Here is a 24,709-nt window from a genome sequence, read left to right on the forward strand (position 1 = left end):
CTTCGCTCGGTATGTAGATGCAGATACAGGCCGAGAGACGCGATAACAAGCGAAATAGGAACGATCACCCATGGATCTCCGAGACCGGAGATACCTCCGAAAGCCTCTCGCATACAGATATGAAATCAATTTCTATTCTGAAGTAACTTTTGTCTATATTATGGTCTGTCGAAGAAAATCAACCGCCGAGGATCTCATTCGTCTGCATCGTCGTCCGAGTGGGCCCGCACCCACAGTTCGCCGATCCGCGACAGCCGCGTCCGATAGGATTTCCCGTGTTCCTCGCGCTCGATGTAGCCCTTGCCGCCCGGCCCCAGCCGGTCGACGTTGTAGATGACCTTCGAGCGGAAGCTGTCGGTGTACTCCTCGTTGAGTTCGCGGGCCAGCGACTCCGCGAGTTCCGAGACGGAGTCGAACTCGCCGTCCTCGCCGAGCTTGTAGAGGATGAGTTCCTCGAAGGGCTTGACGTTCGAGAAGGAAGCGACCGGTAACTCGACGATGTGTTTGCCGTCGATCTCCTTCGCGCCGATCGTCGTCCCACGCTCGTCGAACTCGGCCAGCAGGTCCCGCGCGCTCTCGAGGCGGGTCGCGATCCGGTCGTCTTCGGGGTCGTCGTCGTTCCGGAGGTCCTCGAGCAGGGCGATCTGTTCACGGAGTTCCTCGGCGAGTTCCGTCTCGAGGTACTTCTCGGGGGCGGTGTAGTAGGTGTGGATTCCCTCGCGGTCCTCCTGGCGCTCGACCATCAGCGAGTGGGCGGCGTTGGCGAAGGCGAAACTCACCGTCCGGGGCATCGCGGCGACGTTGACCCAGACCTCGTTGCCGGCGTCCAGTTCCGCAGTAATGAGTTCGTAGGCCTGCTCGAAGGCGTCGTCGTAGTCGTAGACGTCCTCGAGGACGAACCGATCGGTGTCGGCCCCCAGCAGGTTCTTGAAATCGGTCTCGAGTTTCTGAGAGAGGTGGCGGGAGTACTCGACGTTGGCCTCGCTCCCGACCGCGCCCTCGAGCAGAATGACGCTGTCGACGTCGATCTGATCGCGGACCAGCGGCGCGATCAGCCGGTCGTAGTCGAAGCCGACCGGGACGATGTGGGTTTGCATGGCTGGGGATTAGACCGGGCCGATACAAAACCCCTCGAATCTCGGCCGCGTCACTCGGTCAGCGGCATGATGATCCCGAACACGAACGGCGACGCGAATCCGATCGCGAAGCCGACGAGCGCCATCGCGAACAGCAGCGTGTTCTCCCACTGCGGGAGCGAGCCGAAGAGGGCGTGACCGACCAGTTCGGTCCCCGTTCCGACGACGAAGAGCGCGAGGCCGACAAAAAAGCCGGTCTTCGTCAGTTTCGAATAGTTCCGACCGCCGTAGTGTGCCATGGTTGGGTGATCACGCCCCGATCACCTAATTATTACGACAGAGCGACGGTCAGTCGCCGTCGGAGGCCTCGAGGTCGAGCCCCCGGAAGAGGTCCACGATCGCCTCGCGATCGCGGGCCGGATCGACGTCGAGGGCGGCCGCCAGCAGGTCCGACTCGGGGGCCTCGAGCGGGAGGAGGCCGCCGGCCAGCGTGTAGGACTCGCCGTCGGGCCAGACCGCGACGTGGACCTCGGCGTCGATGGTCGCGGGGTCGTCGTCGGGCGTCCCGTCGTCGGTCGCCGCGTTCGCATCGATCGGGTACGCGGCCTCGAGGACCGTCAGGTGGCCGATGGCCCCGTCGGGCCGGTCGATGTACTCGTTTGCGCGTTCCGCGCCGACCTCGATCCTGTCGTCGGCGAGCGTCTCGACGACGCCGTCGCGGGCCTTCGGGGCGGCCAGCTCGAGGGCGTCGCCGGGGTCGAGCCCGATCGCCGAGAGGGAGGGGCTGATCGCGAGGTCGACGGTAAACAGCGACCGGGCCGGAACCGAGCCGTCGGCGCGGAGCCGCTCGAGGGCGTCGGCGGTCGGCCGGTGGCGGAAGACGGCCGTCTCGGCGGTGATCGTGGCCAGCGAGAGACTCCGGTCGTCGGTCCGGCCGCCGACGTGGTGCCAGTCGTCGGCCACTGCGGGCGGCAGATCGATAGCCATCGCCGACGGATACGACGGCGGGGCGGTTCAGCGTGGCGGTTCGCGGGTCAGTCCGCGCCGAGTCGATCGAAGGATAGTAGTCACTGAAAGTCAGTCCGCGCCCGATCACCGACGGCGACCGATCGGCCGCGAACCGTTTCAGAGACTACTATAGATCGCGCGGCGCTCCTCGGCCGCCGGCGACGTGACCAGTGAGACGGCGACGGTGACGACGAGGCTCAGCCCCATTCCGACGATGCCGGCCGTCCAGCCGGCGTAGGAGCCGGGGACGACGGCGAGGAAGAGACTCGAGAGGTAAAAGCCCTGACTGGCGAGGATCCCGGCGGTGATGCCGGCCCGCGTGATCGACCGCCAGTAGAGCGCGAGCAGGACCGGCAGCGCGAGCTGTGCGAAGCCGCTGAACGCGGCCTCGCCGAGTTCGAACAGGCCGGCAGGCCGGAGGAGACTGCCGACGAACGCCGCGGTCGCGAAGACGACGACCCCGATGCGGGCGATCAGGTCCTCGCGTCGGTCTGAGAGGTCCCGGCCGAAAAAGGCGGCGACCGGTCGGTACAGGTCCCGCGTGAAGTACGACGAGCCCGACAGCAGCATCGAGTCGGAAGAGGACATCATCGCGGCCATCGCGCCGGCGATGACCAAGGCGGCGAACCAAGTCGGGGTGTACTCCGCGAGGACGGCAGGCAGGATGCTCCCGCCCTCGGGCTTCGGCACGCCGAGGCCGGCGGCCCACGCGCCGAGCATGAACGACGGAACGAACAGGAGGACACACAGGATCGGCCAGAGGGCAAAGGTACGCTTGAGTACGGTTTTCGAGCCCGCGGCGAAGAAGCGCTGGTTGACCTGCGGGAACATCGCGACGCCGAAGCCGATCGTGATCGCCGTCGAGAGGATCCACTTGACGGTGTAGTAGTCGCTGCCAAGCGAGAGGAAGCCGGCGGTGTCCGGGTTCGACGCCAGCGCCTCGGTCGCGGCGCCGGGGCCGCCGACGGCCGACAGCACCCACAGCAGCGCGACCCACGTGGTCACGAGCATGAACACGCCCTGTAACGTGTCGGTCCAGGCGATCCCGCGCATCCCGGCGGCGACGACGTAGAGGATCATGAACGCGGTGATCAGCCCGGCCCCCGCGGCGTAGGAGACCGCGCCGTTCGTGAGTGCCTCGAGGGCGGTGCCGGCCCCGACCTGCTGGAGCATGACGTACGGGAAGAGCCACACGAGGCTCACGGCGGCGACGAGCCCGCGAAGCCACCGCGAGCCGAAGCGGTCGCCGAGCATCTCGCCGAGCGTGACGTAGCCGTGTTGCCGGCCGAGCAGCCACTGCTTGTAGCCGATCACGTACCAGAGGACGGCGAAGATGATCCCGTCCATCAGCCCCATGACGAGGATCCACTCGGGGCCCTGCGCGTAGGCGACGTTCGGGCCGGCGAAGAAGGTAAACGCCGACAGCAACGTCGCAAACGTCGTAAAGAGCAGGACGACGGTTCCGAGGGTTCGGCTCGCCAGATAGAAGTCCTCGGCGGTGCGGTCGGTCAGCCGGTAGGCGACCAACCCGACGGCGAGGGCCAACAGCAGGTAGCCGATGATGATCGACAGCTGGATGGCGACGGCGTTCATCGGCGGTCACCTCTGACGTCAGTCCCGTCGCGCGAGCCGTCAGCGGCCGTTTCGATGCCGAGTCCCCAGGCCCGCTGGGCGAACAGCCAGAAGGCGACCGACGCGAGACACATCCAGCCGACGTGCCACCAGAGCCAGACCGGCAGTCCGGCGACGACGGTCGAGGAGCCCCACAGGAACCACGGCACGGTCAGTCCGGCGAGGACGACCGCGGCTGCGAGCCACGGCAACAGTTCAGTCCGGCGCATGTCGGATCGTTCGTCCCGACATGGGTAGTTCTTGCCCTTCGAATACCGATATCGAAGAAATATATTCATCGATAGGGCATCCCCACCATGTCCTGCGGTTTCCGGTAGGTGAAATCGGTCTTTCACCGAGGAAAAAGAGTATATGTGTTTGTCATCGAATAGGAACCGACACCTGTATGGCTCGTCTGTTTCCCTTTCGCTCCGAAACGAACGCCGAGGAAGGCACGCCCCGCGTCGTCGATCTCGAGGGAGAGGACGCCGACGCGGTCTTCGCCGCGCTCTCGTCGACGACGGCACGGCGGATCTACGCGCATCTAGACGGCGAGCCGGCGACGCCGAGCGATATCGCCGAGGCGGTCGATTCCTCGATCCAGAACGTCCGCTACCACCTCGAGAAACTCGAGGACGCGGGGCTGGTCGAAATCGTCGATACGTGGTATTCCTCGCGGGGCAACGAGATGAGCGTCTACGCGACGACCGACGGGCCACTGATCGTGACCAGCGACGAGTCCCGCGCGACGCGGCTCAAGGAGGCGCTCTCGCGGCTGCTTGGCGGCGTCGGCGTGCTGGCCGGCGGAAGCCTGCTGGTCCAGTACGCGGCGACGCGGTGGCTCGGACCCACGGACGGGCAGCCGACGGACGATAGCGGGGCACAGCCCGTCGGGGCGGACGGTGGGGCCGACGACGGCTCGAGCCCTAAATCGACCGAGGACGGGAACGATATGGGGACGACAGACGTTGGCGAAAACGACAACGGAACCGCCGGCGATGCGGGTGCGGACGGTGCCGACGGTGATGTGGGTGCAGACGGTGCCGACGGCGACCTCCTCGAGAACGCCACGGACAACGAGACGGTCGGCAACGTTGCCGACGGCGGCGCGGAAGTGGCGGATGCAGTCTTCGGAACCGTTCCGCCGGGACTGCTGTTTTTCCTCGGCGGGTTGACCGTGCTGCTCGCGGTCGCGGCCTACTGGTACTGGTACCGACCGGCGTACTGAGGGAGTACGACCGCCCGCTGCCGGAGATTTCGGCCGAGGCAGTCAAGCGGGTCTCCGTCTCGCTCTCTCACACGCAGGTCCCGAAGTTGGCGGACGCGGACCACGTCCGCTACAGTCAGGAGCGAGATGAGGTCGCGCTCCTGGATCACGTAGCGCACCTCGAGCAACCCCGGCGCTATCTCGCGGCCGAGCGATCGACCACGAACGGTTAGTACAGCCAGCGGCGACCGCACCCTCGCGAGATCACACGAGACGAGTCACGGAGTGTCCGACCGGGAGCCGGGATGCAAGGCTGGCACGGGTCAACAGCTATTTGCCTTTCACGAACGAAATCGTATATAAATCGGTCTCTGTACGCGTTTCCCGCGTCACCGCCCCTCACGGGGACAGATCTCCCATGGAAGACACCTCGAAATACCTCATTCACGCGGACGTGACGGCCGACGGGGTCGTCGAACGCAGCGACGTCGTCGGTGCCATCTTCGGCCAGACGGAGGGCCTGCTCGGCGACGACCTCGACCTTCGCGACCTCCGTCAGTCCGGCAAAGTCGGCCGTATCGACGTCGAAATCACGAGTACCGGCGGCCAGTCACACGGCCAGGTAACCATCGCGACGAGCCTCGACAAAGTCGAAACCGCCACCCTCGCGGCCGCCTTCGAGACGATCTCGCGGGTCGGTCCCTGTCGGGCCGCCCTCGAGATCCGCGAGATCGAGGACGTCCGGGCGGCAAAGCGAAAGGAAGTCGTCGACCGGGCGAAGGAACTGCTCCGGACGGGCTTCGACGACACGATCATGTCCTCCGACGAGATCCTCGCGGAGGTCCGCCAGCAGGTCCGCGTCGAGGACATCACCGAGTACGAGGGGCTGCCCGCGGGTCCCCGGGTGACGGACAGCGACGCCATCATCGTCGTCGAAGGACGGGCAGACGTCCTCACGCTGTTGAAATACGGCATCAAAAACGCCATCGCCGTCGAGGGGACGAACGTCCCCGACGCGGTCGCCGAACTCACCCGACACCGTACCGTCACGGCCTTCCTCGACGGCGACCGCGGCGGCGATCTGATCCTCGAGGAACTCGCACAGGTCGGCGACATCGACTACGTGGCCTTCGCCCCGGCCGAGGGCTCCGTCGAGGACCTGGACCATCACGAACTGTTCGCCGCCCTCCGGAACAAGGTCCCCTACGACACCGTCGCCGAACTGAACGAACCCCGGGAGGCGGTCGCCGCGACCGACGGCAGTGCGACGCCGTCCCCGCCGCCGTCGGACGCCGGACCCGACGCGACCGACCGTCGAGAGACGACGGCCACGACCGAGACCGGGACCGGCGACGGGGCGACCGCCGCCGATGCCGACCCGACGCAGCCGGCGAAAGCGAAGACCGAACGGACGGCCACGACCCGATCGGCGGACGAGTCCGGACCGAACCGAACCGGTGCGGAGTCGTCCCCGGCATCCGGCGGTGACCGGACGGCCGCTGACGAGGCCGAATCGGACGACGATCGCTCACCGGAAACCGTCTACGGCCACGCAGCCGCCGTCGTCCGTGCGGAGACCGACCGCGTTCGGTTCCTCGACGGCGACGGGGAGACGATCGACGAGGTCCACACCGGCGACGCGTACGACGCCCTCGAGGACCTCGAGCCGGTGCCGACGACGGTCGTCCTCGACGACGCCTTGGGACAGCGGCTGCTCGATCTGGCGGCCGACCGCGGCGTCGACCGGATCGTCGCCCGCTCGCTCGGGCAGTTCACCAAACGGCCGACGGCCGTCCGGATCCACGCGATCGACGAGATCGCCGAGCGACCGCCGGAGACGAACAAGAGCCACTGAACCGGGTTTCGTACTGATCGCAGGAGAGTCGTGGGCCGGGTGGACAGTGCTGGCAGTGGCTCCGACGGCGTCCTCACCGGCCGGGAGCGGTCCGAACCGTTGATAGGCGGCGAGTGCCGAGCGGCCGGTAATGGCACCACCCGCGACCGCCGCGCTCGCGCTGCTCGGCGTCTGGATTCTCGTGACCCTATGGGCGACGACGACCGCCGCCAGAGGGCAAGCGCGGGCCGACGATCGATTCGGTCTCGAGGAACAGTCCGAACAGTCACTCGAGGAGCCGTCGTTCTCGACTGCGGACGACTGACTCGTGTGCCGGTTTTCGTTCACGCCAACGTCAGCCGAGGAGAGGAACGACCATCACCAGCGCGGCGCTGGCGAGCGCGCCGGACAGCGTCGCGAGGAAGTTCACGCTCTGATTACCCAGCAGCGGCCCCTCGAGGGTTGCCCCGAGGAGGCTGTCGACGGTCATCCCGACGACGCCGGCCGCGACGACGATCGCCCCGCCGACGAGGTCGATCTCGGGGAAGACGCCGGCGGTGATGGCGGCGACGACGGTCGCGCCCGTGAGACCGGCGAGTTCGCCCTGCCAGGTGACGCCGCCGTCGGTGCCGGGTTCGACCGGCTCGAGCGTCGTGATAAGCCGGGGGCGATCGAAGACGCTACCGATCTCGCTCGAGAGGGTGTCGCTCATCGCGGTCGCGATCGACCCGGCGAACGCGAAGAGAAAGAGTTCGGGTTCGTGGGGGAGCAATCCGGCGTCGCTGGCCGCGTAGCCGAGGACGGCGACGAGCGCGACCGCGGCGTTGCCCAGGACGTTGCCGCTGCCGCGGGCCCCGTTGTTGTCCTCGGCGACGCCGAGTTCCGTCTTGCGGTCGTACCGGAACTTCGTCGAGAGGCCGCCGATGGCGAAAAAGGAAACGAGGACGGCGACCCAGCCGTACCCCCCGAGAACGATCGTCAGCAAGACGAGCAAGACGCCGGTGAGCATCCCGGCGATCGAGGCCGTCTCGAGGGCGTAGGAGGCGTAGCCGAGCGCGACCGTGACCGCGAGCGCGACGACGATCTCGAGGCGGCCGATTGAGGGGCCGAGTTCGGCGAGCAGCCACAGCAGGAGGCCGACCGAGAGGACGACGATCGGGTCGTCGGACCGCAACAGCATGTCCCGGAGCAACGCGCCGAGAACGGCACCGCTCGCGGCCAGAAAGACGACGACCGGCAGCGCCGCGGCGACGGGATCGCCGGCGAGAGCCCGCGTCCCCGCCAGTCCGGCGACGGCGGCCAGGCTCCCCGCGAGACAGAAACCGGCGACGCGAACGACGTCGTTGTCCGTCCGGAGCCTGACGAGTTGCTCGCCGAGATTACCGTAGCCGACCAGCAGGATCGTCCCGACGAAGACGGCGACCGGCATCGACGCCGCGGTCGCGATGAGCCCGAGGGCGACCCCCGCGAGGACGAACGTGATCAGGCCGTACAGCCGCGCGTCCTCGTAGTCGCCCGGGTAGGCGAGCAGGTCGAACAGCGACCCCTCGGGGACGAGGTAGGCCCCGAGCAGGACGACGCCCGCGACGGCGGCACCTACCTGCGGACCGAAGAGCGGCACGGCGAGCGAGAGCGTACAGAGCGCCGCGAACACGCCGGCTCGCCGAACGGGTGCTGTCACGATATCGATCCCTTTCTGTGGCGGTTACTTCAAGCTTCGTGAACCGCTCGAGGCGGGTATTACCGCACTCAGCGGCCCCACTCCGGACGAATCGGCCGGCCGTCGAACGACCGGTCCGAACCCGTAACCGGTATAGCAGCCGCCGAGAAAATCGCCGGTGTGGGACTGTACGAACGGTACCTCGCCTTTCGGATCCGGCGTCACGACGGCGACCCGCCCGATCACGTCGCGCTCGTGATCACCGAACGCGATCTCCTAGAACGGGGAGCCTACGAGACGCTGACCGATTTCTTCGAGTGGGCCACGGAGTACGCATCGCGGATTACGGTCTACGTGAGCGTCCTCGACGAGGCCGCGGTGCCGGCCCTGCAACGGGAACTCGAGACGATCGATGCGCCGCGGCCGGTCGCGGTTCGCGGCCCGGGCGATCGGGCCCGGGCCGACGCGCCGATCCGAATCGGGATCGGGCTCGGCGGGAAACACGAGTTCACCAGCGCGGTCCGGACGCTGGCCGAACGGGTCGAAGCGGGCGAGTTAGCGCCCGACGAGATCGACGACGACAGCGTCGAGGACCACCTGATATTCCCGTCGGAGCCGGATCTGGTGATCAAGACCGGAGCCGAACGGCTCTCGGATTTCATGATCTGGCAGTCGGTCTACTCGGAACTGTACTTCACCGACGTGAACTGGCGGAACTTCCGCAAGCGGGACTTCCTCCGGGCGGTCCGAGAGTACTGTAACCGGTCGCGGCGGTTCGGCCGCTGATCGCGGGTCACGGGGACGCGTTCGGCCCCGATCGGTCGGGCAGCGACGGGTCCGTGAACGGATCCGCGGCCGCGACGACCGGGCGCTCGAGACGGATTCGACCGGTTTCACCGTCGTACTCGAGAACGTCCGCACCCGCGAGTTTCGGGAGGACGACGTGGACGAGCGACGCTTCAACGGTCCGCTCGTCGGCGCCGTCCCGGTCGGCGACGACGGCGGCCAATTCGGTGACCGAAACCGGTGGTTCGGCCGCCGATAGCGCGTGCAAGGCGAGACGCGTCCGCGGGTTCGCGAGGAGCGTGTACGCCTCGTCGAGCGGGACGTTCGTCAGCCGAACGAACCGTTCGACGTCGACTGGAGGGGCGGTGTTCGGAGTCGGCATCACGACTACTACTGCCATAATGACAGTGAAATGTCTTCTGGTGGCTGAAGTAGTCGTTACCGGTGGGGACGAGAACCGATGCGGTCAGTCCGCGGCCTGACTACCCGAGTCACCGGCCTCGAGATCGTCGGCGTCGGGCCGTTCGGCGGAGGGCAGCGAGTCGCGGAACCGATCGACGATCGCTCGGGCCTCGGCGAGTTCGGTCTCGCTGACGGCACCGAGCAGGGCCAGCGCGCGCCGGGCGCGGGTCCGCCGCCACGATTCCGCCCGGTGTTCGTAGGTTCGGATCCCCCGGAGGAAGTCGGCCTTGGAGAACTCCGGCCAGTAGGGTGTACAGAAGAAGACGGCCGCCTCGTTGCCGTTGGCGTGCCAGGGCAGGAAGTTCGAGGTACGCTCTTCGCCGGCGGGTCGAATTATCAGGTCGACGTCCCGGATCGGCCGGTCGTATAGCCGGCGTTCGATGTCCTCGATGTCAATCTCCTCGGGGTCGAGGTCGCCCGCCTCCACGTCCGCGGCGACTCCGCGGGTGGCCTCGAGCAGTCGCGAGCGACCGCCGTACGCAAGCGCGATGTTGAGCGTGAACCGGTCGTAGTCGTGCGTGCGGCGTTCGGCGTATTCGACGGCGTGTTGGACCCGCTCGGGGAGCATGTCCGTCTCGCCGATCACGCGAATGCAGACCTCGTTGTCGTGGACGCGGTCGGCGTCCGCGAACTCGTGGAGTTTCTCACACAGCAGGTCGAACAGCGCCTCGTTTTGCTCGTCGGGACGGTCGAAGTTCTCCGTCGAGAACGTGTACAGCGTCAACTCCTCGACGCCGATGTCCTGACACCACTCGAGGACGTGTTCGGTCGTCTCGGCCCCCGCACGGTGGCCTTCGTGGGCATCGCTGCCCCGTTTGCGGGCGTATCGTCGGTTGCCGTCTTGAATGACGGCGACGTGGGTCGGCGCACCCGACACTTCGCGGGCGAGCAACCGCTCGTACGCCGCGTCGACGCGTTTTCGGAGCCACCGCTTCATTACTCGAAGGAAGGTCACCGACGCGTATGTGTCTTGCGTGTCCTTCTCCGAGCGCGAAACCGGTTTGATACCGTGTATCGAGACGGGTAAAATCCCGCCGAACGACGGGTCGATCGGCCCGTCCGAACCGTGACGGCTTTGGGCCCGGCCCCTCACGGTTCTGACAATGGCAGACGCGAACCAACAGCCGATCGACGAGGACCTCTACCAGCGGACCAAGGCACTGCTCGAGCCCGGCGAGATCGACCTCAACGGGGCGATCGTCCACACCGACTACGACGGTCAGGAGGACGTCAAGATGATGCAGGCGACGATCGACGTCGGCGATATCATCGCCGAACAGTCGGGCTACGACCCGACGGACTGTTTCGTCCACTCGGGCAACGACGACCCCGACTTCTCCTCGAACCAACACCAGGGCCTGACGCTGGAGGACGAGGAGTTCGTCTGGGAGTGTCAGCAACTGCTGCGAGAGGGCAGCTTCGACATCGTCATCTACTACCGGGCCACGGCCGACCACGAAGCCATCCTCGAGGGGATCCGCGAGTTGGGGTTCGACGTGACCGGCGTCGAAGGCGAGTAAGACCGTCGCGTGTGACCGACAGCCGGTGCCCGAACCGCTGTCGGTCGGCCGACGTGTTCGGGGGCAGGACGATGCCGTCCGTCGTGCCCGCGAAGCGGATCAGACGGGCTATTTCGAGTCGACGACCTGCTTCATACCGACCGGTACCGCACTACTGGCGTGAACCGTCGGCAGCAGACAGCCGGCCGTGTGGACGGCCGGATCCGAGGTTCCAATCCGCTTATACACCGTCAGTCCCGAGGGGTTCGTATGACCACGGACGTCGATCTCACGGAGCGCGAGCGGGCGGTCGTCAACGCCTATCAGGGCGGGTTCCCCGTCGTGGAACGACCGTTCGAACCGGCGGCAGCCGCCATGCGCGACCACGGGGTCGACATTACGGCCACCGAGCTGCTCGAGACGATCCGCGACCTCGACGACCGGGGCGTTCTCTCGCGGTTCGGGCCGCTCGTCAACGCCCAGGAGATCGGCGGCGCGGCGACGCTGGTCGCCATGCACGCCCCCGAAGACCGGTTCGACGAGATCGTCGAGACGGTCAACGATCACCGCGAGGTGGCCCACAACTACGAGCGCGAACACCCCCACCTCAACGTCTGGTTCGTCGTGAGCGTCGCGGACGAGGACCGCGTCGCGGCGGTCCTCGACGAGATCGAGGCCGAAACGGGACAGGAGACGTACAATCTGCCGAAACAGCGGGAGTTCCGCGTCGAGGCCAAGTTCTACGTCGACGGCCCGCTGGACGGCGACGGGGACGTCGAGGCGGCCGGCATCGACCGCTCGGATCTGGGGCCCACGATCGAGCCGACCGACGCGGCGACGCTTGCCCCGGCCGAACGCGACCTCGTGATCGAGGTCCAGGACGGCATGCCCCTGACGGCGACGCCCTACGCCGATGTCGCCGACGCGATCGGGCAGGACCGCGAGTGGGTCCTCGAGACGATCAAGCGGTTCGAACGCGAGGGCAAGATCCGCCGGATCGGCGTCGTGCCGAATCACTACGCCCTGGGGTACACGGAAAACGGCATGACGGTCTGGAACGTCCCCGATGAAATCGTTCCCGAGGTCGGCCCCGAAATCGCCGCACTTCCGTTCGTGACACACTGTTACCGGCGTCCGCGTCACGAGGGCGTCTGGCCGTACAACTTCTTCGCGATGACCCACGGCCGTAGCGAGGCCGAAAGCCAGCAGCGAGTCGAACACGTTCGGGAACGGATGGAGGAGTACTGGGACGTAACGGCCAACGACTGGGATACCTTGCACTCGACGCAGATCTTGAAGAAGACCGGCATACGAATGGCGGAACGAGCGGACGCGAACACGAGAGCGCAGTAACGCCGCCCGTCCGACACAGATCTTCGACAATGATACCGCTTTTGCACGATTTCACGAACGAGACGGTGCTGATCTTCGGCGGCGGTCCCGTCGGGGCCCGGAAGGCCCGGCGGTTCGCCCGCGAGGCGCGGGTGATCGTCGTCAGCCCGGCCTTCGCCGATCGCGAGTTCGGCGGGGCCGAACGGGTCCGAGCCGCGCCCGACCCCGCGGACGTCCCGGCGTGGCTCGAGCGGACCGAGCCCGCTCTGGTCGTCGCCGCGACCGACGACGCGGCGGTCAACGAGGCCGTCGCCGACGCGGCCCGCGAGCGGGGGGCGTTGGTCAACCGTGCCGATCGCTCGGGGGAACGCGACGTCGGCAGCGTCGTCGTCCCCGCGACCGTCCGCGAGGATCCGGTGACCGTCGCCGTCGCGACCGGCGGCACCGCGCCCGCGCTGAGCAAGTACCTTCGTGAAGAACTCGAGGAGACGCTTTCGGGGGCCGGCGAGATGGCGCGGGTCTGTGGCGAGTTGCGGGCGGAACTCAAGGCCCGCGACGTGCCGGCGGAGCGCCGCCGGGCGATCGTCACCGACGTCGTCAATTCCCCGGACCTTTGGACAGCTTTACGTACGGGTACTTCCAACTGTGCCCAAGTGATCGAGGACGTGCTCGGCGAGGAACGCTCAGGGGGTGATCGAACGTGATGTCGACCGGAGTCGTCACTGCGGCGCGAGTGACACACGGAAGCGGTAGCGTCGACCAGCTCGCCGCTGCCAGTCCCGACGGCCAGTCAAGCGCCGTCGAGGAGCTGCTGGCCGTTCCCGACATCGAGGAGGCGTACGTCCTCTCGACGTGCAACCGGGTCGAAGCCTACGTCGTCGGGCCGGACCACGCCGTCGGTCGAGCCGCCCTCGAGGAGTTCTTCGCCGGCGTCGCGGACGAGGCGGTCGTCGTGACCGACCACGACGAGAGCTTACGCCATCTCATGCGTGTCGCCGCCGGCCTCGAGTCGGTGATCCTCGGCGAGGACCAGATCATCGGGCAGGTCCGGACCGCCTACGAGGATTCGCGCGACGCCGGCGGCATCGGCTCGATGCTCGAGGCCGGCGTCACGAAGGCGATCCACGTCGGCGAACGCGCCCGCACCGAGACCGCGATCAACGAGGGCGTCGTCTCGCTTGGCTCGGCCGCGACCCGCCGGGCCGCCGAGGAGATCGCGCTCGAGGACGCGACCGCGCTGGTCGTCGGGGCCGGCGAGATGGGACAACTCGCCGCGCGGAGTCTCGCGGCCGCCGACGTCGCGGAAGTCGTCATCGCCAACCGGACCATCGCCCATGCCGACCATCTGGTCGCCGATCTCGAGGCCGAAACCGACGCCCGGGCCGCACCACTCGAGGCGCTCGATTCCGTCGCCTCGCGTGCCGACGTCGTCGTCACGGCGACAGGTAGCGAGGAGCCGGTCCTCGAACCCCGCCACCTCGAGGGCCCAAGCGAGCAGGTCGTCGTCGATCTGGGCCAGCCCAGAGACGTCGCCCCGGCGGCCGACGACCTGTCGTCCGTTCGAGTCTTCGATCTGGACGACCTCGAGTCGATTACCGCGGAGACGCGCGACAAACGCACCGACGCCGCTCGCGAGGTCGAGGCGATCGTCGATCGGGAGTTCGATCTCCTGACCGAACAGTACAAGCGCGCCCGCGCCGACGAGGCCATCGCGGCGATGTACGAGGCCGCCGAGCGGATCAAAGAACGGGAGGTCGAGACCGCCCTCTCGCATCTCGAGGAGCCGTCGGAGCAACACCGCGAGGTCCTCGAGTCGATGGCCGACTCGCTGATCAACCAACTGCTCGCCGCGCCGACCAAGAGCCTGCGAGAGGCCGCGGCCGAGGACGACTGGAGTACGATCCACACCGCCTTGCAGTTGTTCGATCCGGAGTTCGGCGAGAACGACGGCCCGATCGCTCCCCCCTCGATCGCACCCAACACCGGGAGCGGCGAGGCGAGCATCGGCGCGACCGACGACGATTGACCGGTACCGTTCTCGAGGAGTCGATCAACTGTCGAGAGCCGCGGGGCCGTCGCGATAGGAGCCGTTGAAACCACTGATCGCAACGCCGTCGTGCAATCGGATGGACAGTGACTGTCAGTGGCGACTATCGAAGCGTCGTGAGCCGGAAAACCCTACCCCAGGTCCACGGGGTGTCGCGACTGCTTATCGCTGTGTTGAGCCGTACTCGACGTGGACCGTCGGGACGCTCGCGGAGTCGGCCGCCTCGTTGCCGTTCCAGTCCACGAGTCGGACGTTCGCCATCTGTCCCGAAAACCGGAACCGCTGGACGCCGACGTCGATCGCACCCTCGGCGACGCCGCCGGAGACGACGGTCCCCTCGGCCACAGGGTCGTCGGCCAGCATCTCGAGGTCGCCGTCGACCGAGATCTCGAAGTTCGATGGAACGCCCCGTCCGACGATCGTGACGAGGTTCGGAAGTGTCTGGGTGGCGTCCGCGGCTGTACTGTTCTGTACCGGAGTGTCGCGTGCCATGGCTCGATAACGCGAGGGTCCCGGCATAAGCTTTCCTGTCGAAATAATGGTAAGATGGCGTGAATACGACGGTCAGGTGACCGGTCGACGCCGGCGGCTGCCCGGCCAACGTTGATGGCGATCCGTGTGGTCGGACCGACGAATGCTCGAACTCTATCAGGCGGAGGACTGCCCGCATAGCGCGACGGTTCGGGAGACGTTGACGGAACTCGGCGTCTCGTACGTGATTCACAACCCCCGTCGGCCCGGAAGCGACGGCGAGGTTTGCAACGAATGGGCCCACGAGGCCATGACGGTCCTCGGTGGCACGGACGCCATCCCCTTCCTCGTCGACACCGACCGACAAGAACAGCGCTACGAGAGCGACGAGATCGTCGACTATCTCGAGGAGTACTACGGGTAGCGACGGCCGCGCCGTTCGATACGTCAGTCGCTCGAGGGAGCCAGTTCGCGAGCCAGAACCGTCCCGAGTCCGTCGGGCGTCGTCGGTCGGACGAGCGACTCGCTCGAGTCGATCGTGTGGCCCGTTTCGACGTAGTGGTCGATCGCCGCTCGAGAGCGGTCGCGCTGGTCGGGGTCGTCGGCGGCGGTCGCGTGCCAGTCGCAGTCGAGACAGTACTTCATCGTAACTCCGAGTCCGACTGTACTCCTGAAGCCCTTTCGGTGAGACGGTGGGTCGCCCATCGCTCTCGAAGCGGCCGAACGACGAGGCCGGTCAGTACAGTTCGTCGAAGGACGTGACCCGGTGGTCCCCGAGAACGCAGCGGCCCCGTTGCTCGTGGCCGACGCGCTCGACGTGGATGGCGTCGAGGCCGGCGTTCCAGGCCGCACCCACGTCACAGGCCCCATCGCCCGCGAGGACGCCGCGATGGCCGTTGTGGCCGACGCCGAGGTCGTTCATCACCCGCTCGACGGGCCCCGGATCCGGCTTCCAGCCCGTCTCCTCGGTACAGCACAGTCGCGCGTCGAACCAGTCGTGGATATCGAGGTGATCCAGGACGGGTTCGGTGAGAAACTCCTGGCAGTGCGTGACCAGCCCGACCGGAACCTCGAGATCGGCGACGACGGCGGCGTCCTCGTGGAGGTAGGTCCGTTCGGCCCGCTCGATCGGGTCCTCCTCCTCGTGGAAGGCCGTCCAGAACGCGTCGGGATCGACCCCCCACGCCTCGAGTTGGCGGTCCCGGGAGCCGGTCAGGCCGTTCCAGATGATCTCTGCCTGCCGATCGGAAAACTCGCGACCGAGCCGGTCGCCGACCCGGTCGAAGACCCCCCGCGTGTAGGACCACTCGACGTCGACGAGGGTCCCGTCGAGATCGAGCAACCAGAAGTCGTAGTCGTGGTCGAGGGTCATTCGGACACAAATGTAGCGGCTACCGGAGTAAATGCCTGTCGCCCGAACGCGGGTCCGGCCCGGTCTCGGACGGTCTCCTGTCCGTCATCGCCGGGAGGACCGCGACCGCCCTGCGGTCCCACCGGGAAATCGGTACGACAAACCGTCTCAGTCGGCCGTCGGCCGGGTCCGGGCGGCGTACTCTGCCACCAGCTGCTCGTCGGTCGGTCGGAACTCGTCGGTCCAGGCGGCGTCGGGGTCGATCTCGCCCTCGAGCAGCGCCGTCTCGGACAGCGTCTCGCCGAGGCGATCCCAGCGGTCGGGGTCCTGTGCCCCCCAGCCGTGGTCGCGGACGAACGGCGTGAACTGCAGCCGGTTGGCGGCGGTCTCGAATTTCAACCGCTCGATCGCTCGATTGCGCTCGAGGGTGGCGTTCCGGTCGACGAGGACGTCGATCGCCCGCTCGGGGTCGCGGGTCGCGTCGGCCCAGCCGCGGGCGGTCGCCCGGAGGAACGATCGGAGCCGCCCGGGGTGGTCGGCCGCGAACTCGGGGCTCGTGACCAGCGTCATCCCGTAGATGTCGAGGAACTCGCCGATCGGCAGTTCGTCGGGCGTCCGGTCGTGTTCGCGGCCGATCTCGATTCCGTTCGTGACGACGCCGACCGCCGCGTCGACGGTCCCGTCGATGACCTTGTGCTGGACGCGGTGGTGGGTGTGGGGATCGACCTCGAGCAGGTCGACCTCGTCGCGAATCCCCGCGTCCTCGAGCAGTTGGGCGGTGAGGATCCGGGTCTTCGTCGCGGAGGGCGCGACGGTCCGCCCGGCCAGCTGTTCGGGCTCGGAGAGTGGCTCGCCGAAGACGTCGCGCAAGGTGTAGACGGCCGCGGGCGTCTTCTGGGTCACCGCGGCGATCGCCCGCGGCTCGAACCCCTCGCTCCGTTTCGCCAGCACGGCGCTGGCCCCGGCCAGCGCGATATCGGCGCCGCCCTGGGCCGCGCGTTCGGCCGCGTACGGCGAGCCGTGGCCCTCGACGAACTCGACCGCGAGGCCCTCGGCCTCGTAGTGGCCCGCCTCACGGGCGAGGAAATACGGTGCTTGGAAGCCGTTGGGCTCCCAGTTGAGTTGGAAGGCGAGCGGAGCGGGTCCGCTCATGTCTTCACCTCGAGGTCGAGCCGGAACAGCCCGTCGGGGAGTTCCGCGACGCCGAGGGCGTCCGCGCCGGCGACTCCTTTCAGTCGGTCGAACAGCCGTTCCATCCCGTCGACGGTGCCCTCGTCCCAGTCGCGGACGACCATCTCGCGCCACCGGTCCCGTACGGCACGGACGACGGCGGGATCGTCCTCGTACATGAGCCGCTCGCCGATCTCGTCCCAGAGGTCGTCGTCGCGTTGCAACCGGTCGACCGCGTCGCGATACGCGCCTTGGAACCCACGAACTGCATCGGGGTGAGCCGCGAGGTAGTCCTCGCTCGTCAGGAACGTCGAGACGGGAATCGGTCGATCCTCACCGCCGGCATCGGCGTCCGCGAGCCGGTCGACCACCCGCGACATCGGGAGGACCTCGCAATACGGCCCGGTTTCGACGATTTCGGGAATTATCTGCCAGAACTGGAGGACGCCGTCGACCTCGCCGTCCTCGAGCAGGCGCGTGAGTTCGACCTTCGAGCCGGCCTCGACCGGGGTGGCCGTCTCGTCGGGATCGAAGCCGTGGAACTCGCGGCAGGCCGCCCGGACGAGGATCCAGTTCTTGTCGAGGCGTCTGACGACGCCGATCCGGTGGCCCGAGAGGGTCTCGGGCCCGTCGATCGGGGAATCCTCGGGGACGACGAGGCCGCCGACCGTCTGGCCGTAGGGATGGAAGGCGACGATCGGCGCGCCCGCGGCGCGCTCCCGCGCCGTCGAGACGTAGTCGATGTCGATCAGGTCGGCGTCGCCCTCCTGGAGTTTCGCCTCGACGGTCTCGCGGCCCTCGTCCAGTTCGTCCGAGACCAGTTGCAGGTCGAGGTGGAAGCCGTGGTCGTGATCGATGCCGAACCGCGTGATCGTATAGAGCATGTACCGCGGGCTCCCGTTGTGTTCGAATCGGGCCCGCAGAACGGGTCGGTCGCCGGGGTCGCCCTGATACTCGTCGATCGCCGCCTGTTGGGTACTGATGTCGATGTCGGTCATGGCTGGAACTCACAGCGACGCGACGATGTCGTCGATCGCCGCCTCGTCGTCGATCAGGCCGCGCGCTCGCATCCACTCGAGGTGGCCGTCGAGTTCGTCGGGATCGACGGGATCGGGCACCTCGTAGCGCGGGACGGTGAGGTCCTCGCGGACCGCATCCATGTCCACGTCGTCGAACAGTGCGGGCGCGACCGCGGCGTCGGCCGCGAGCATCTCGAGGTAGGTCTCGCGGTAGGCCTCCGGGCGCGCGTTGACGTCCTCGACCGCGCGGCCGTAGGCCCGAAGGAACGCCTCGAGGACGTCCCGATCGATGCTCTCGTCGCCGACGATTCCCATGTGGTTGTCGTACTCGAGCAGCCGCTGGAAGCCGAGGTGGTCGGCGAGGGTGGTGTGCGGGTCGATGAGCGTCACGGCGTCGACCCGTCCCTCGTAAAGCGCCTGTAGCCGGTCGGTCGGCATTCCGCAGCCGACGAGGTCGATCTCGTCGGGCTCGAGGTGGTCCTCGAGGGCCTTCCGTGCGGTGTACTCTTGCCCCGTTCGCAGGTTGACGCCGACCGGGACGTTCGCGAGGTCGGCCGGGGACTCGATATCGGAGTCGGGACGGGTCACGACGGTGTAGGGAAGGTTCGCGAACGTTCCGTTGGCGACGATTCGGCCGTCGTCCATCTCCCACGTCCGGCGGATGCTCTCCCACTTACAGATGGGGTAGAGATCCACGTCGTACGCCCCGGTCAGCGTTTCCTCGGCGGGGATGTACTTGACGGAGACGTCGCGCCGGTCCCGTTCGACCAGTTCGACGGCGAGCCCTTCCTCGCGGAAGTATCCCGCCTCGGCGGCTACCTTCTGTGGGAGCATGAACGAGAACGGGAGGTGGAACAGTCGGACCGATTTCTGTGCTAGCATGGGACACCCCACACCGAAGAGGTGCTTAAAGGGTTTTCATGATACGTTTATCAGTGTCGGCGTGGGGAGTGAGCCGTGTTCCCATGGAACGAGTATCGACGACCGACGCGGCGTTCGAGGAGGTCGCCGACGGAGTGTCGCTGGCCGACCTCCCGGCGGGCGAGCGGGCGAGCATGGTCTACTGGCGGATCGAGCCCGGGGCGACGCTGCCCTCGCACACGCACGCGAACGAACAGATCGGGTTCGTCCTCGAGGGGGACCTCGTCGCCGTCGTCGAGGGCGAGGAGTACCCGCTTCGGGCGGGCGACGCGTACATGTTCCACCCGAACGAGCGCCACGGCGCGGAGAACCGAAGCGACGAGGCGGCCGTCGGCATCGGGGTCCTCGCGCCGCCCCGAGAGGGACCGGAGTGGCGACGAACCCCGTCGCGATCGCGGGTCGAACCGGAGTCGTAGCATGGACGCCGTCGATCACGTCAACGTCGACGTCGACGCGCTCGAGCCCTGCTACGAGTTCTACCGGGAGACGCTCGGTCTGGAGGTAGTCAGACCGCCCGACGACTTTCAGGGCGATCACGCGATGTTCCGGGCCGGCGAGACGGTCGTCACGCTGGCCGAAACCGGCCGCGCCGAGAACTGGGACCGGACGGGCCTCGATCACCCCCTCGACAAGGCCCACCTGGCGTTCGAGACCGACCGCACGGACTACGACGCGTTGCTGGACCGGCTCGAGGGCCAGTTCCCGAACCAAGGGCCCTACGACTGGGGCGAGTTCGAGGGGTTCTACTTCCTCGATCCCGACGGGAACCTGCTCGAGGTCGTCACCTACGAACCGCCCGCTGGCGAGCGGACGCGACCGCTGCTGACCCACGACGACGTGACGTAGTCCCGAGTCGGCGGGCACGGAAGGCGCGAGCGTGACGATCGGCTGTCGGCCCGGTCGCCGGCTATCCCTGAAGCGCCGCCGGTCCGTCGATCCGGGACGCGCACGCCGGTTCGTCGAACGCCCGCGTTTCGACGGCGGTGAGCCACTCGTCGACGGTGTAGGTCCGCTCGTCGCCGGTGTAGGAGAGTTCCGTACACGGGAGGACGGCCCGCAGCGTCTCGCCGTCGGCCGCGTCCTCGTAGAGCGCCAGCGCCACCAGCGGGACGCGGACCCGTTCGTGCGAGTCGACGTCGACGCCGAACGGCGATCGCGGGACCGTTCGGCGGCGAAACCCCGGCTCGAGGCAGTAGTCGTGTCGATCCGCCCAGCGTTCGAACTCGGCGATGAGTTCGTCGCGGGTCCGCATCGGTCCCGTCGCGTGCTGGGACGGCCACTGGTCGATTCGCAACTCGTCGACGTAGCCCCGGTCGCGAAGCGTCCGAAGCCGCTCGGTGACCGCAGCGATCCGTTCGGAGACGGCGGCCGGGACGCTCGAGCGGACGTAACAGTCGACCCCGATCGCCCCGCCCGTATCGGGGTCGGCGATCAGTGACACGGCTGGCTCACGGTCGGACATCGTCACCTCCGGTCGGTCCGACGGCTGCTGCGCCGATGCGTCCTTCGACGGCGAGAACGTCCGCCGGCCCGAGCGTTCGTCCGGGGCCTGTCCAGCCGCCGCGGACGGAACGCACGACACGTCGCGCCCCTCGTGAGCCGCGTCTCTCCCGAACCGCCGATCGGTGTTCGCTCGCGATCATCACCAACAGCGGCCACAAGCGAGTATATAAAGGTAGGCGAAGGTTGTTACCAACACCCATTATCTGCGGCTCCCGAGACCCCGTTCCCGTGACACGATCGTCACCACCGACCGTCAATCGCCATCGGTCACGCGGATGCTCGAGCCCAGATACTTCGAGAGCGCGTCGTCGACGTCGTCGGCCTTGAACGCCTCGAGATCGGCCGCGATCGCTTCCGTTAGCGCGTCGAGGTACGCCTCGTCGGTCTGGAGTTCGCGGAAATCGACGGCGTCGACGGTCCGTTCGGGAACACCCAGCCACTCCGCGGCGAGCCGGCGGGCGTAGTCGTCGTCGCCGACCGCGCCGCGCCAGAGCGTGTTTCGGAAGAAGAGCCACCCCTCCGTGCCCGGTTCCGGCGCGTCCCGGTAGAGCGTCACCGTCGTCTCGGCGCTGTCGGGCTCGAGCGAGACGACCGCCCGAGCGGGCTCTATGTGGACGCGAACGCGGAAGACGTAGCGGGCGTCCACGGTCGGTTCAGTCCCCGCGTTCGGCCTCGATCAGTTCCGCCATCTCGATGTCGTCCTCGGTGATGCCGCCTTCCTCGTGGGAGGTCAATCGGATCTCGAGTTCGGCGTAGCGGATGATGATTTCGGGGTGGTGGAACTGGGCCTCGGCGATCTCGCCGACCATCTGGGCGAAGTTGACCCCGCGGAGGTAGTCGTCGAACTCGTAGATCCGAACGATCTCGTCCCCCTCGCGGTCCCAGCCGTCGGGGAGTTCCGCTTCGATCTCGTCGTCGGAAAGCAGATCAGCCATGTGGAGCCGAACGCAAGCCAGTCAAATAACGATTGTGCCGCGTTCGTACCTGAGGGCGGCGGGGTCGGCGGTCAATCGAACCGCGACCCCTCGCCGGCCGGCTGGAGTTCGGCGTCGACCAGCGTCTCGTAGGCCCGGCGGAACCGCTCGGAGAGCGCCTGATGCGAGATCCCCAGCTCGTCGGCCAGCTCCTCCATCGAGACCCCGCGCGGGATCTCGAAGTAGCCGTACTCGAGTGCGGCTTCCAAGGCCTCCTGTTGTTCGGGCGTGAGCCGCGTCGCGTGGCCGCCGGTATCGGTCACGTCGGTCACGCGCCGGAGTTCGACGTTGATCCCGCGGTCGAGCAGCCGCTCGTAGGCCTCACAGAGCGTCTCGCGGTCCCGGTAGCGGACCGTCACCTGCCACCAGCCGTCGCTGGCCCGGGCCTCGAGCAGGGAGCCGCCATCCACTAGCAGATCCTCCCAGAGGCGGGTCGTCCCCGCGTCGTCGGCGAAGGTCACGTCGTACAGCAGCCGGGCGTCGGTTTCGACGAGCAGTTCGGCGGCCTCGACCGACGGGTCCGCGTCGAAGGCGGCGTCGGCCGTCTCCCGGTCCACGTCGGCCACCCACAGTGAGGGCCGGGTCTTCGATACCGAGGACTCGAGTTCGAACGTGGCCGCCGGCGCGCGCTCGAAGGCGGTGGCAAGCGCCGTCTCCGCGGCCGGCAGCCGAAGGTCGGCTATCGTCGACATCGGGCGTCGTACACCGCCAGTGCGTAAAAACCGCTGTCGCGACGAACCTGACTGTCGCGCTGGCTGATACCGCCGCTTCCGTCGCGGTCGAGTCGCCTCGCGGCGGCTCTCGAGAGCCGGAACTGGCCGGCCGAGTTCTCAAGGCCGGCCGCCGCCGACGACCGCCCATGACCGCCGATCTCGACGCCGAGACCGACTTCGCGGAACTGGCCGCCCGCGTCCGCACTCAGTCCCAGCGAGCGCCCGGCTCCGGCACCGATCGCGTGACGATCCGCTCGCTCGAGGCCGTCCGCGCCGACGCGCTCGAGACCCTGCTCGAAGCCGCCGAGAGCGAACACCTCGAGCCGGGGGCGCTCGTGGTCGTCTGCTCGCGGGCCAACGCCGACCTGTGCGTCGACCGCGAGTCCGGGATCGACGACGTCGGCGACCTCGAGTCGGCCCTGGGCTGTGGCGTACGGGTCGAGAGCGAGATGCCCGACGACACGGTCCTCGTGGTCCATCCCGACGCCGTCGACGGTACGGACCTGCTCGAGCCCGAAGCGATCGCCTGCGGAATCGTCGGGACCGACGACGCGGACTGACTCGACGACACCGGCGACTGACGGAGACCCGTCCACTGCCGACCCGAAGACTATCCGCGACTCCGGTGTGGCCCCCGTATGCGCTATCTCGAGATCACGGTCCCCGAGGGGAAGCGGCGGGCCGTTCTCGACGTCCTCGAGGACGAGGGATTCGACTACGTCGTCAGCGACGAGACCAGCGGTCGCGGGGAGGCGGCGGTCGTCCGGTTTCCGGTCCCGACTCAGGCCGTCGAACCGCTGCTCGATCGGCTCGAGCGGACCGGGATCGGCGACGAGGCAAGCGTCGTCGTCATCAACGCCGAAACGGTCGTCTCCGAGGAATTCGCGACGCTGCGCGAACGATACAGCCGCGGCGGCCAGACGGGCTCGCGCACCTCGCGGCAGGTGCTGCGAACGAAGGCCGACGAACTCACGCCGCCCTTCGCGATCTACACCGTCATGCTGTTGATCAGCGCGGTCGTCGCCACGTCGGGGCTGCTCGCCGATTCGCCGGCGGTCGTGATCGGTGCGATGGTCATCGCGCCGCTTTTGGGACCCGCGCTGGCCGCAAACGTCGGCATCGTGACCGGCGACGACCGACTCCAACGGGCCGGCTTCTCCTATCAGCTCGTCGGCGTGGCGATGGTCATCGCCGCCTCGGTCGGCCTCGCGACGCTGGCTCGGCTGGCCGGCCTCGAGCCCGCCGGGGTCGACATCGTCGCCGCGACCGAACTCGAGGAACGGGTCGCGCCGAACCTGTTCTCGCTGGCGGTCGCGCTGGGCGCGGGAATCGCCGGCATCCTGAGTCTCACGCGGGGTTTTTCGGAGGCCATCGTCGGCGTGATGATCGCGGCGGCGCTGATCCCCCCGTCGGCCGCGGTCGGCATCACGGTCGCCTGGGGGATGTCCGGCGCGGCGATCGGTGCCGCCGGCCTCGTGGTCGTCAACCTCCTGTCGATCAACCTCGCCGCGCTGGCGACGCTGTGGATCGCCGGCTACCGCCCGCAGGGCCCCTTCGACGTGTCGCCGACCCGGACGCCGACCTACGCCTACGCGGCGGTCTTCGGGGTCGGGCTGTTGGTGCTCGCCGCGCCGCTGGCGAGCGTCACGCTGCTCGACTTCCACACGACGGAACTCGAGTCCGCCGCCGAGGACGAGGTCGAGGCGGTCCTCGCACAGCCCCGCTACGACGGCCTCGAAAGCGACGACGTCGCGGTCGAACTCGACGGCGACTACCCGATTCAGTCGGTCGACCGGGTCGTCGTGACGGTCTCCGAGCGCGAACCCGGCCCGGAATCGGGTCTCGCCGATCGACTCTACGAGGCGATCAGACCCCACAGCGATGGGCCGCTGGTCGTCGAAGTCCAGTACGTGGTCGCCGAGGAACGAGGTGAGGATGGAAACGGGGACGGGGACGCGGCGTTGCGGACCGCGAGCGATCCCTGATACGGGCTGCTGTCCCGATCCCGGTGGGATCGCGACCGTCCTGCGGCCCCACTGGCGACGACGGAAACCGTATGAGGCGA

32 protein-coding genes are annotated in these 24,709 nt (G+C 67.8%); 14 read left to right on the plus strand and 18 right to left on the minus strand.

The window, feature by feature from the left end; all coding sequences use genetic code 11:
* Nucleotides 1–194: 194 nt before the first annotated feature.
* The 5 genes from ACSBP4_RS07485 to ACSBP4_RS07505 form a co-directional block, all read right to left on the minus strand.
* Complete coding sequence (locus ACSBP4_RS07485) at nucleotides 195–1,097, minus strand: HFX_2341 family transcriptional regulator (protein WP_049965837.1); 903 nt, start codon at nucleotides 1,095–1,097, stop codon at nucleotides 195–197.
* Nucleotides 1,098–1,147: 50 nt separating this feature from the next.
* Complete coding sequence (locus ACSBP4_RS07490; RefSeq protein WP_006647816.1) at nucleotides 1,148–1,375, minus strand: hypothetical protein; 228 nt, start codon at nucleotides 1,373–1,375, stop codon at nucleotides 1,148–1,150.
* A gap of 49 nt (nucleotides 1,376–1,424) precedes the next feature.
* Nucleotides 1,425–2,063 carry a hypothetical protein gene (locus ACSBP4_RS07495; protein ID WP_435551807.1) on the minus strand — a complete coding sequence of 213 codons (639 nt, stop codon included), beginning with the start codon at nucleotides 2,061–2,063 and terminating at the stop codon, nucleotides 1,425–1,427.
* A 138-nt stretch (nucleotides 2,064–2,201) separates the two neighbouring features.
* On the minus strand, nucleotides 2,202–3,677 hold the full coding sequence (locus ACSBP4_RS07500) for a sodium:solute symporter family protein (RefSeq protein WP_435551808.1): 1,476 nt from the start codon (nucleotides 3,675–3,677) through the stop codon (nucleotides 2,202–2,204).
* Nucleotides 3,674–3,925 carry a DUF3311 domain-containing protein gene (locus ACSBP4_RS07505; RefSeq protein ID WP_049965833.1) on the minus strand — a complete coding sequence of 84 codons (252 nt, stop codon included), beginning with the start codon at nucleotides 3,923–3,925 and terminating at the stop codon, nucleotides 3,674–3,676. The genes ACSBP4_RS07500 and ACSBP4_RS07505 overlap by 4 nt, the downstream gene beginning before the upstream one ends.
* 176 nt (nucleotides 3,926–4,101) lie before the next feature.
* Between ACSBP4_RS07505 and ACSBP4_RS07510 the strand changes: the two genes are divergently transcribed.
* The 4 genes from ACSBP4_RS07510 to ACSBP4_RS07525 all read left to right on the plus strand — a co-directional run bounded on the left by ACSBP4_RS07510 (nucleotide 4,102) and on the right by ACSBP4_RS07525 (nucleotide 7,061).
* Nucleotides 4,102–4,923, plus strand: a complete 822-nt coding sequence (locus tag ACSBP4_RS07510; protein ID WP_435551809.1) for an ArsR/SmtB family transcription factor — start codon at nucleotides 4,102–4,104, stop codon at nucleotides 4,921–4,923.
* A gap of 26 nt (nucleotides 4,924–4,949) precedes the next feature.
* Nucleotides 4,950–5,135: a DUF7344 domain-containing protein gene (locus tag ACSBP4_RS07515; RefSeq protein ID WP_435551859.1), complete on the plus strand. Its 186-nt coding sequence runs from the start codon at nucleotides 4,950–4,952 to the stop codon at nucleotides 5,133–5,135.
* Between the two features lie 185 nt (nucleotides 5,136–5,320).
* Nucleotides 5,321–6,757 carry a DNA primase DnaG gene (gene dnaG, locus ACSBP4_RS07520; RefSeq protein ID WP_435551810.1) on the plus strand — a complete coding sequence of 479 codons (1,437 nt, stop codon included), beginning with the start codon at nucleotides 5,321–5,323 and terminating at the stop codon, nucleotides 6,755–6,757.
* Between the two features lie 130 nt (nucleotides 6,758–6,887).
* Nucleotides 6,888–7,061 (plus strand): hypothetical protein, encoded by a 174-nt coding sequence (locus ACSBP4_RS07525; protein ID WP_172704490.1) that lies wholly within the window; start codon nucleotides 6,888–6,890, stop codon nucleotides 7,059–7,061.
* Between the two features lie 30 nt (nucleotides 7,062–7,091).
* Here the strand turns inward: ACSBP4_RS07525 and ACSBP4_RS07530 are convergent, their stop codons facing one another.
* Nucleotides 7,092–8,417, minus strand: a complete 1,326-nt coding sequence (locus tag ACSBP4_RS07530; RefSeq protein WP_049965830.1) for a DUF92 domain-containing protein — start codon at nucleotides 8,415–8,417, stop codon at nucleotides 7,092–7,094.
* A 159-nt stretch (nucleotides 8,418–8,576) separates the two neighbouring features.
* Here ACSBP4_RS07530 and ACSBP4_RS07535 point away from each other — a divergent pair, with 159 nt between their 5' ends.
* A complete protein-coding gene (locus tag ACSBP4_RS07535) occupies nucleotides 8,577–9,182 on the plus strand; it encodes an undecaprenyl diphosphate synthase family protein (protein WP_006647823.1) in 606 nt (201 codons plus the stop codon).
* A gap of 7 nt (nucleotides 9,183–9,189) precedes the next feature.
* On the opposite strand, the gene ACSBP4_RS07540 is transcribed toward ACSBP4_RS07535, so the two are convergent.
* Both ACSBP4_RS07540 and uppS read right to left on the minus strand, forming a co-directional pair.
* Nucleotides 9,190–9,564 carry a DUF7344 domain-containing protein gene (locus tag ACSBP4_RS07540; RefSeq protein ID WP_006647824.1) on the minus strand — a complete coding sequence of 125 codons (375 nt, stop codon included), beginning with the start codon at nucleotides 9,562–9,564 and terminating at the stop codon, nucleotides 9,190–9,192.
* Nucleotides 9,565–9,648: 84 nt separating this feature from the next.
* Nucleotides 9,649–10,581, minus strand: a complete 933-nt coding sequence (gene uppS, locus ACSBP4_RS07545) for a polyprenyl diphosphate synthase (protein WP_435551811.1) — start codon at nucleotides 10,579–10,581, stop codon at nucleotides 9,649–9,651.
* Between the two features lie 166 nt (nucleotides 10,582–10,747).
* On the opposite strand from uppS, the gene ACSBP4_RS07550 reads away from it, so the two are divergent.
* The 4 genes from ACSBP4_RS07550 to hemA all read left to right on the plus strand — a co-directional run bounded on the left by ACSBP4_RS07550 (nucleotide 10,748) and on the right by hemA (nucleotide 14,501).
* A complete protein-coding gene (locus ACSBP4_RS07550; RefSeq protein ID WP_006647826.1) occupies nucleotides 10,748–11,164 on the plus strand; it encodes a DUF5778 family protein in 417 nt (138 codons plus the stop codon).
* A gap of 249 nt (nucleotides 11,165–11,413) precedes the next feature.
* Complete coding sequence (ahbB, locus tag ACSBP4_RS07555) at nucleotides 11,414–12,496, plus strand: siroheme decarboxylase subunit beta (RefSeq protein ID WP_049965827.1); 1,083 nt, start codon at nucleotides 11,414–11,416, stop codon at nucleotides 12,494–12,496.
* A 29-nt stretch (nucleotides 12,497–12,525) separates the two neighbouring features.
* Nucleotides 12,526–13,179: a precorrin-2 dehydrogenase/sirohydrochlorin ferrochelatase family protein gene (locus ACSBP4_RS07560; RefSeq protein WP_435551812.1), complete on the plus strand. Its 654-nt coding sequence runs from the start codon at nucleotides 12,526–12,528 to the stop codon at nucleotides 13,177–13,179.
* Nucleotides 13,179–14,501, plus strand: coding sequence for a glutamyl-tRNA reductase (gene hemA, locus ACSBP4_RS07565; protein ID WP_435551813.1), 1,323 nt, complete (start codon nucleotides 13,179–13,181; stop codon nucleotides 14,499–14,501). The genes ACSBP4_RS07560 and hemA overlap by 1 nt, the downstream gene beginning before the upstream one ends.
* A 183-nt stretch (nucleotides 14,502–14,684) precedes the next feature.
* On the opposite strand, the gene ACSBP4_RS07570 is transcribed toward hemA, so the two are convergent.
* Nucleotides 14,685–15,014, minus strand: a complete 330-nt coding sequence (locus ACSBP4_RS07570) for a hypothetical protein (RefSeq protein ID WP_435551814.1) — start codon at nucleotides 15,012–15,014, stop codon at nucleotides 14,685–14,687.
* Between the two features lie 142 nt (nucleotides 15,015–15,156).
* On the opposite strand from ACSBP4_RS07570, the gene ACSBP4_RS07575 reads away from it, so the two are divergent.
* Nucleotides 15,157–15,417, plus strand: coding sequence for a glutathione S-transferase N-terminal domain-containing protein (locus ACSBP4_RS07575; RefSeq protein WP_435551815.1), 261 nt, complete (start codon nucleotides 15,157–15,159; stop codon nucleotides 15,415–15,417).
* Nucleotides 15,418–15,440: 23 nt separating this feature from the next.
* Here the strand turns inward: ACSBP4_RS07575 and ACSBP4_RS07580 are convergent, their stop codons facing one another.
* The 5 genes from ACSBP4_RS07580 to ACSBP4_RS07600 all read right to left on the minus strand — a co-directional run bounded on the left by ACSBP4_RS07580 (nucleotide 15,441) and on the right by ACSBP4_RS07600 (nucleotide 19,415).
* A complete protein-coding gene (locus ACSBP4_RS07580) occupies nucleotides 15,441–15,638 on the minus strand; it encodes a hypothetical protein (protein WP_006647832.1) in 198 nt (65 codons plus the stop codon).
* A gap of 91 nt (nucleotides 15,639–15,729) precedes the next feature.
* On the minus strand, nucleotides 15,730–16,365 hold the full coding sequence (locus ACSBP4_RS07585; protein ID WP_006647833.1) for an HAD family hydrolase: 636 nt from the start codon (nucleotides 16,363–16,365) through the stop codon (nucleotides 15,730–15,732).
* A 147-nt stretch (nucleotides 16,366–16,512) separates the two neighbouring features.
* Nucleotides 16,513–17,496 (minus strand): ABC transporter substrate-binding protein, encoded by a 984-nt coding sequence (locus tag ACSBP4_RS07590; protein ID WP_435551816.1) that lies wholly within the window; start codon nucleotides 17,494–17,496, stop codon nucleotides 16,513–16,515.
* A complete protein-coding gene (locus ACSBP4_RS07595) occupies nucleotides 17,493–18,512 on the minus strand; it encodes an ABC transporter substrate-binding protein (RefSeq protein WP_435551817.1) in 1,020 nt (339 codons plus the stop codon). Before ACSBP4_RS07595 ends, ACSBP4_RS07590 begins: the two co-directional genes overlap by 4 nt.
* A 9-nt stretch (nucleotides 18,513–18,521) precedes the next feature.
* Entirely contained in the window at nucleotides 18,522–19,415 is an 894-nt protein-coding gene (locus ACSBP4_RS07600) for an ABC transporter substrate-binding protein (protein WP_435551818.1), read from the minus strand.
* Nucleotides 19,416–19,498: 83 nt separating this feature from the next.
* On the opposite strand from ACSBP4_RS07600, the gene ACSBP4_RS07605 reads away from it, so the two are divergent.
* A complete protein-coding gene (locus tag ACSBP4_RS07605; RefSeq protein ID WP_435551819.1) occupies nucleotides 19,499–19,870 on the plus strand; it encodes a cupin domain-containing protein in 372 nt (123 codons plus the stop codon).
* 1 nt (nucleotide 19,871) lies between these two features.
* Nucleotides 19,872–20,300 (plus strand): VOC family protein, encoded by a 429-nt coding sequence (locus ACSBP4_RS07610; protein WP_049965814.1) that lies wholly within the window; start codon nucleotides 19,872–19,874, stop codon nucleotides 20,298–20,300.
* 61 nt (nucleotides 20,301–20,361) lie between these two features.
* Here the strand turns inward: ACSBP4_RS07610 and ACSBP4_RS07615 are convergent, their stop codons facing one another.
* The 4 genes from ACSBP4_RS07615 to ACSBP4_RS07630 form a co-directional block, all read right to left on the minus strand.
* Entirely contained in the window at nucleotides 20,362–20,916 is a 555-nt protein-coding gene (locus tag ACSBP4_RS07615) for an HTH domain-containing protein (RefSeq protein ID WP_435551820.1), read from the minus strand.
* A gap of 294 nt (nucleotides 20,917–21,210) precedes the next feature.
* Nucleotides 21,211–21,603 carry an LWR-salt protein gene (gene lwrS, locus ACSBP4_RS07620; RefSeq protein WP_435551821.1) on the minus strand — a complete coding sequence of 131 codons (393 nt, stop codon included), beginning with the start codon at nucleotides 21,601–21,603 and terminating at the stop codon, nucleotides 21,211–21,213.
* A 7-nt stretch (nucleotides 21,604–21,610) separates the two neighbouring features.
* The gene (locus ACSBP4_RS07625; RefSeq protein WP_006647841.1) at nucleotides 21,611–21,892 is read right to left on the minus strand and encodes a 4a-hydroxytetrahydrobiopterin dehydratase; all 282 of its coding nucleotides are present in this window, start codon (nucleotides 21,890–21,892) and stop codon (nucleotides 21,611–21,613) included.
* Nucleotides 21,893–21,963: 71 nt separating this feature from the next.
* Nucleotides 21,964–22,623, minus strand: a complete 660-nt coding sequence (locus ACSBP4_RS07630; protein WP_435551822.1) for a helix-turn-helix domain-containing protein — start codon at nucleotides 22,621–22,623, stop codon at nucleotides 21,964–21,966.
* Nucleotides 22,624–22,790: 167 nt separating this feature from the next.
* Between ACSBP4_RS07630 and ACSBP4_RS07635 the strand changes: the two genes are divergently transcribed.
* Complete coding sequence (locus ACSBP4_RS07635; RefSeq protein WP_435551823.1) at nucleotides 22,791–23,204, plus strand: hypothetical protein; 414 nt, start codon at nucleotides 22,791–22,793, stop codon at nucleotides 23,202–23,204.
* Nucleotides 23,205–23,282: 78 nt separating this feature from the next.
* Nucleotides 23,283–24,629, plus strand: coding sequence for a TIGR00341 family protein (locus ACSBP4_RS07640; protein WP_435551824.1), 1,347 nt, complete (start codon nucleotides 23,283–23,285; stop codon nucleotides 24,627–24,629).
* Nucleotides 24,630–24,709 lie beyond the last annotated feature (80 nt).

Source organism: Natrinema sp. CGMCC1.2065, assembly GCF_051225675.1.
GTDB classification, from domain to species: Archaea; Halobacteriota; Halobacteria; order Halobacteriales; family Natrialbaceae; genus Natrinema; species Natrinema thermotolerans.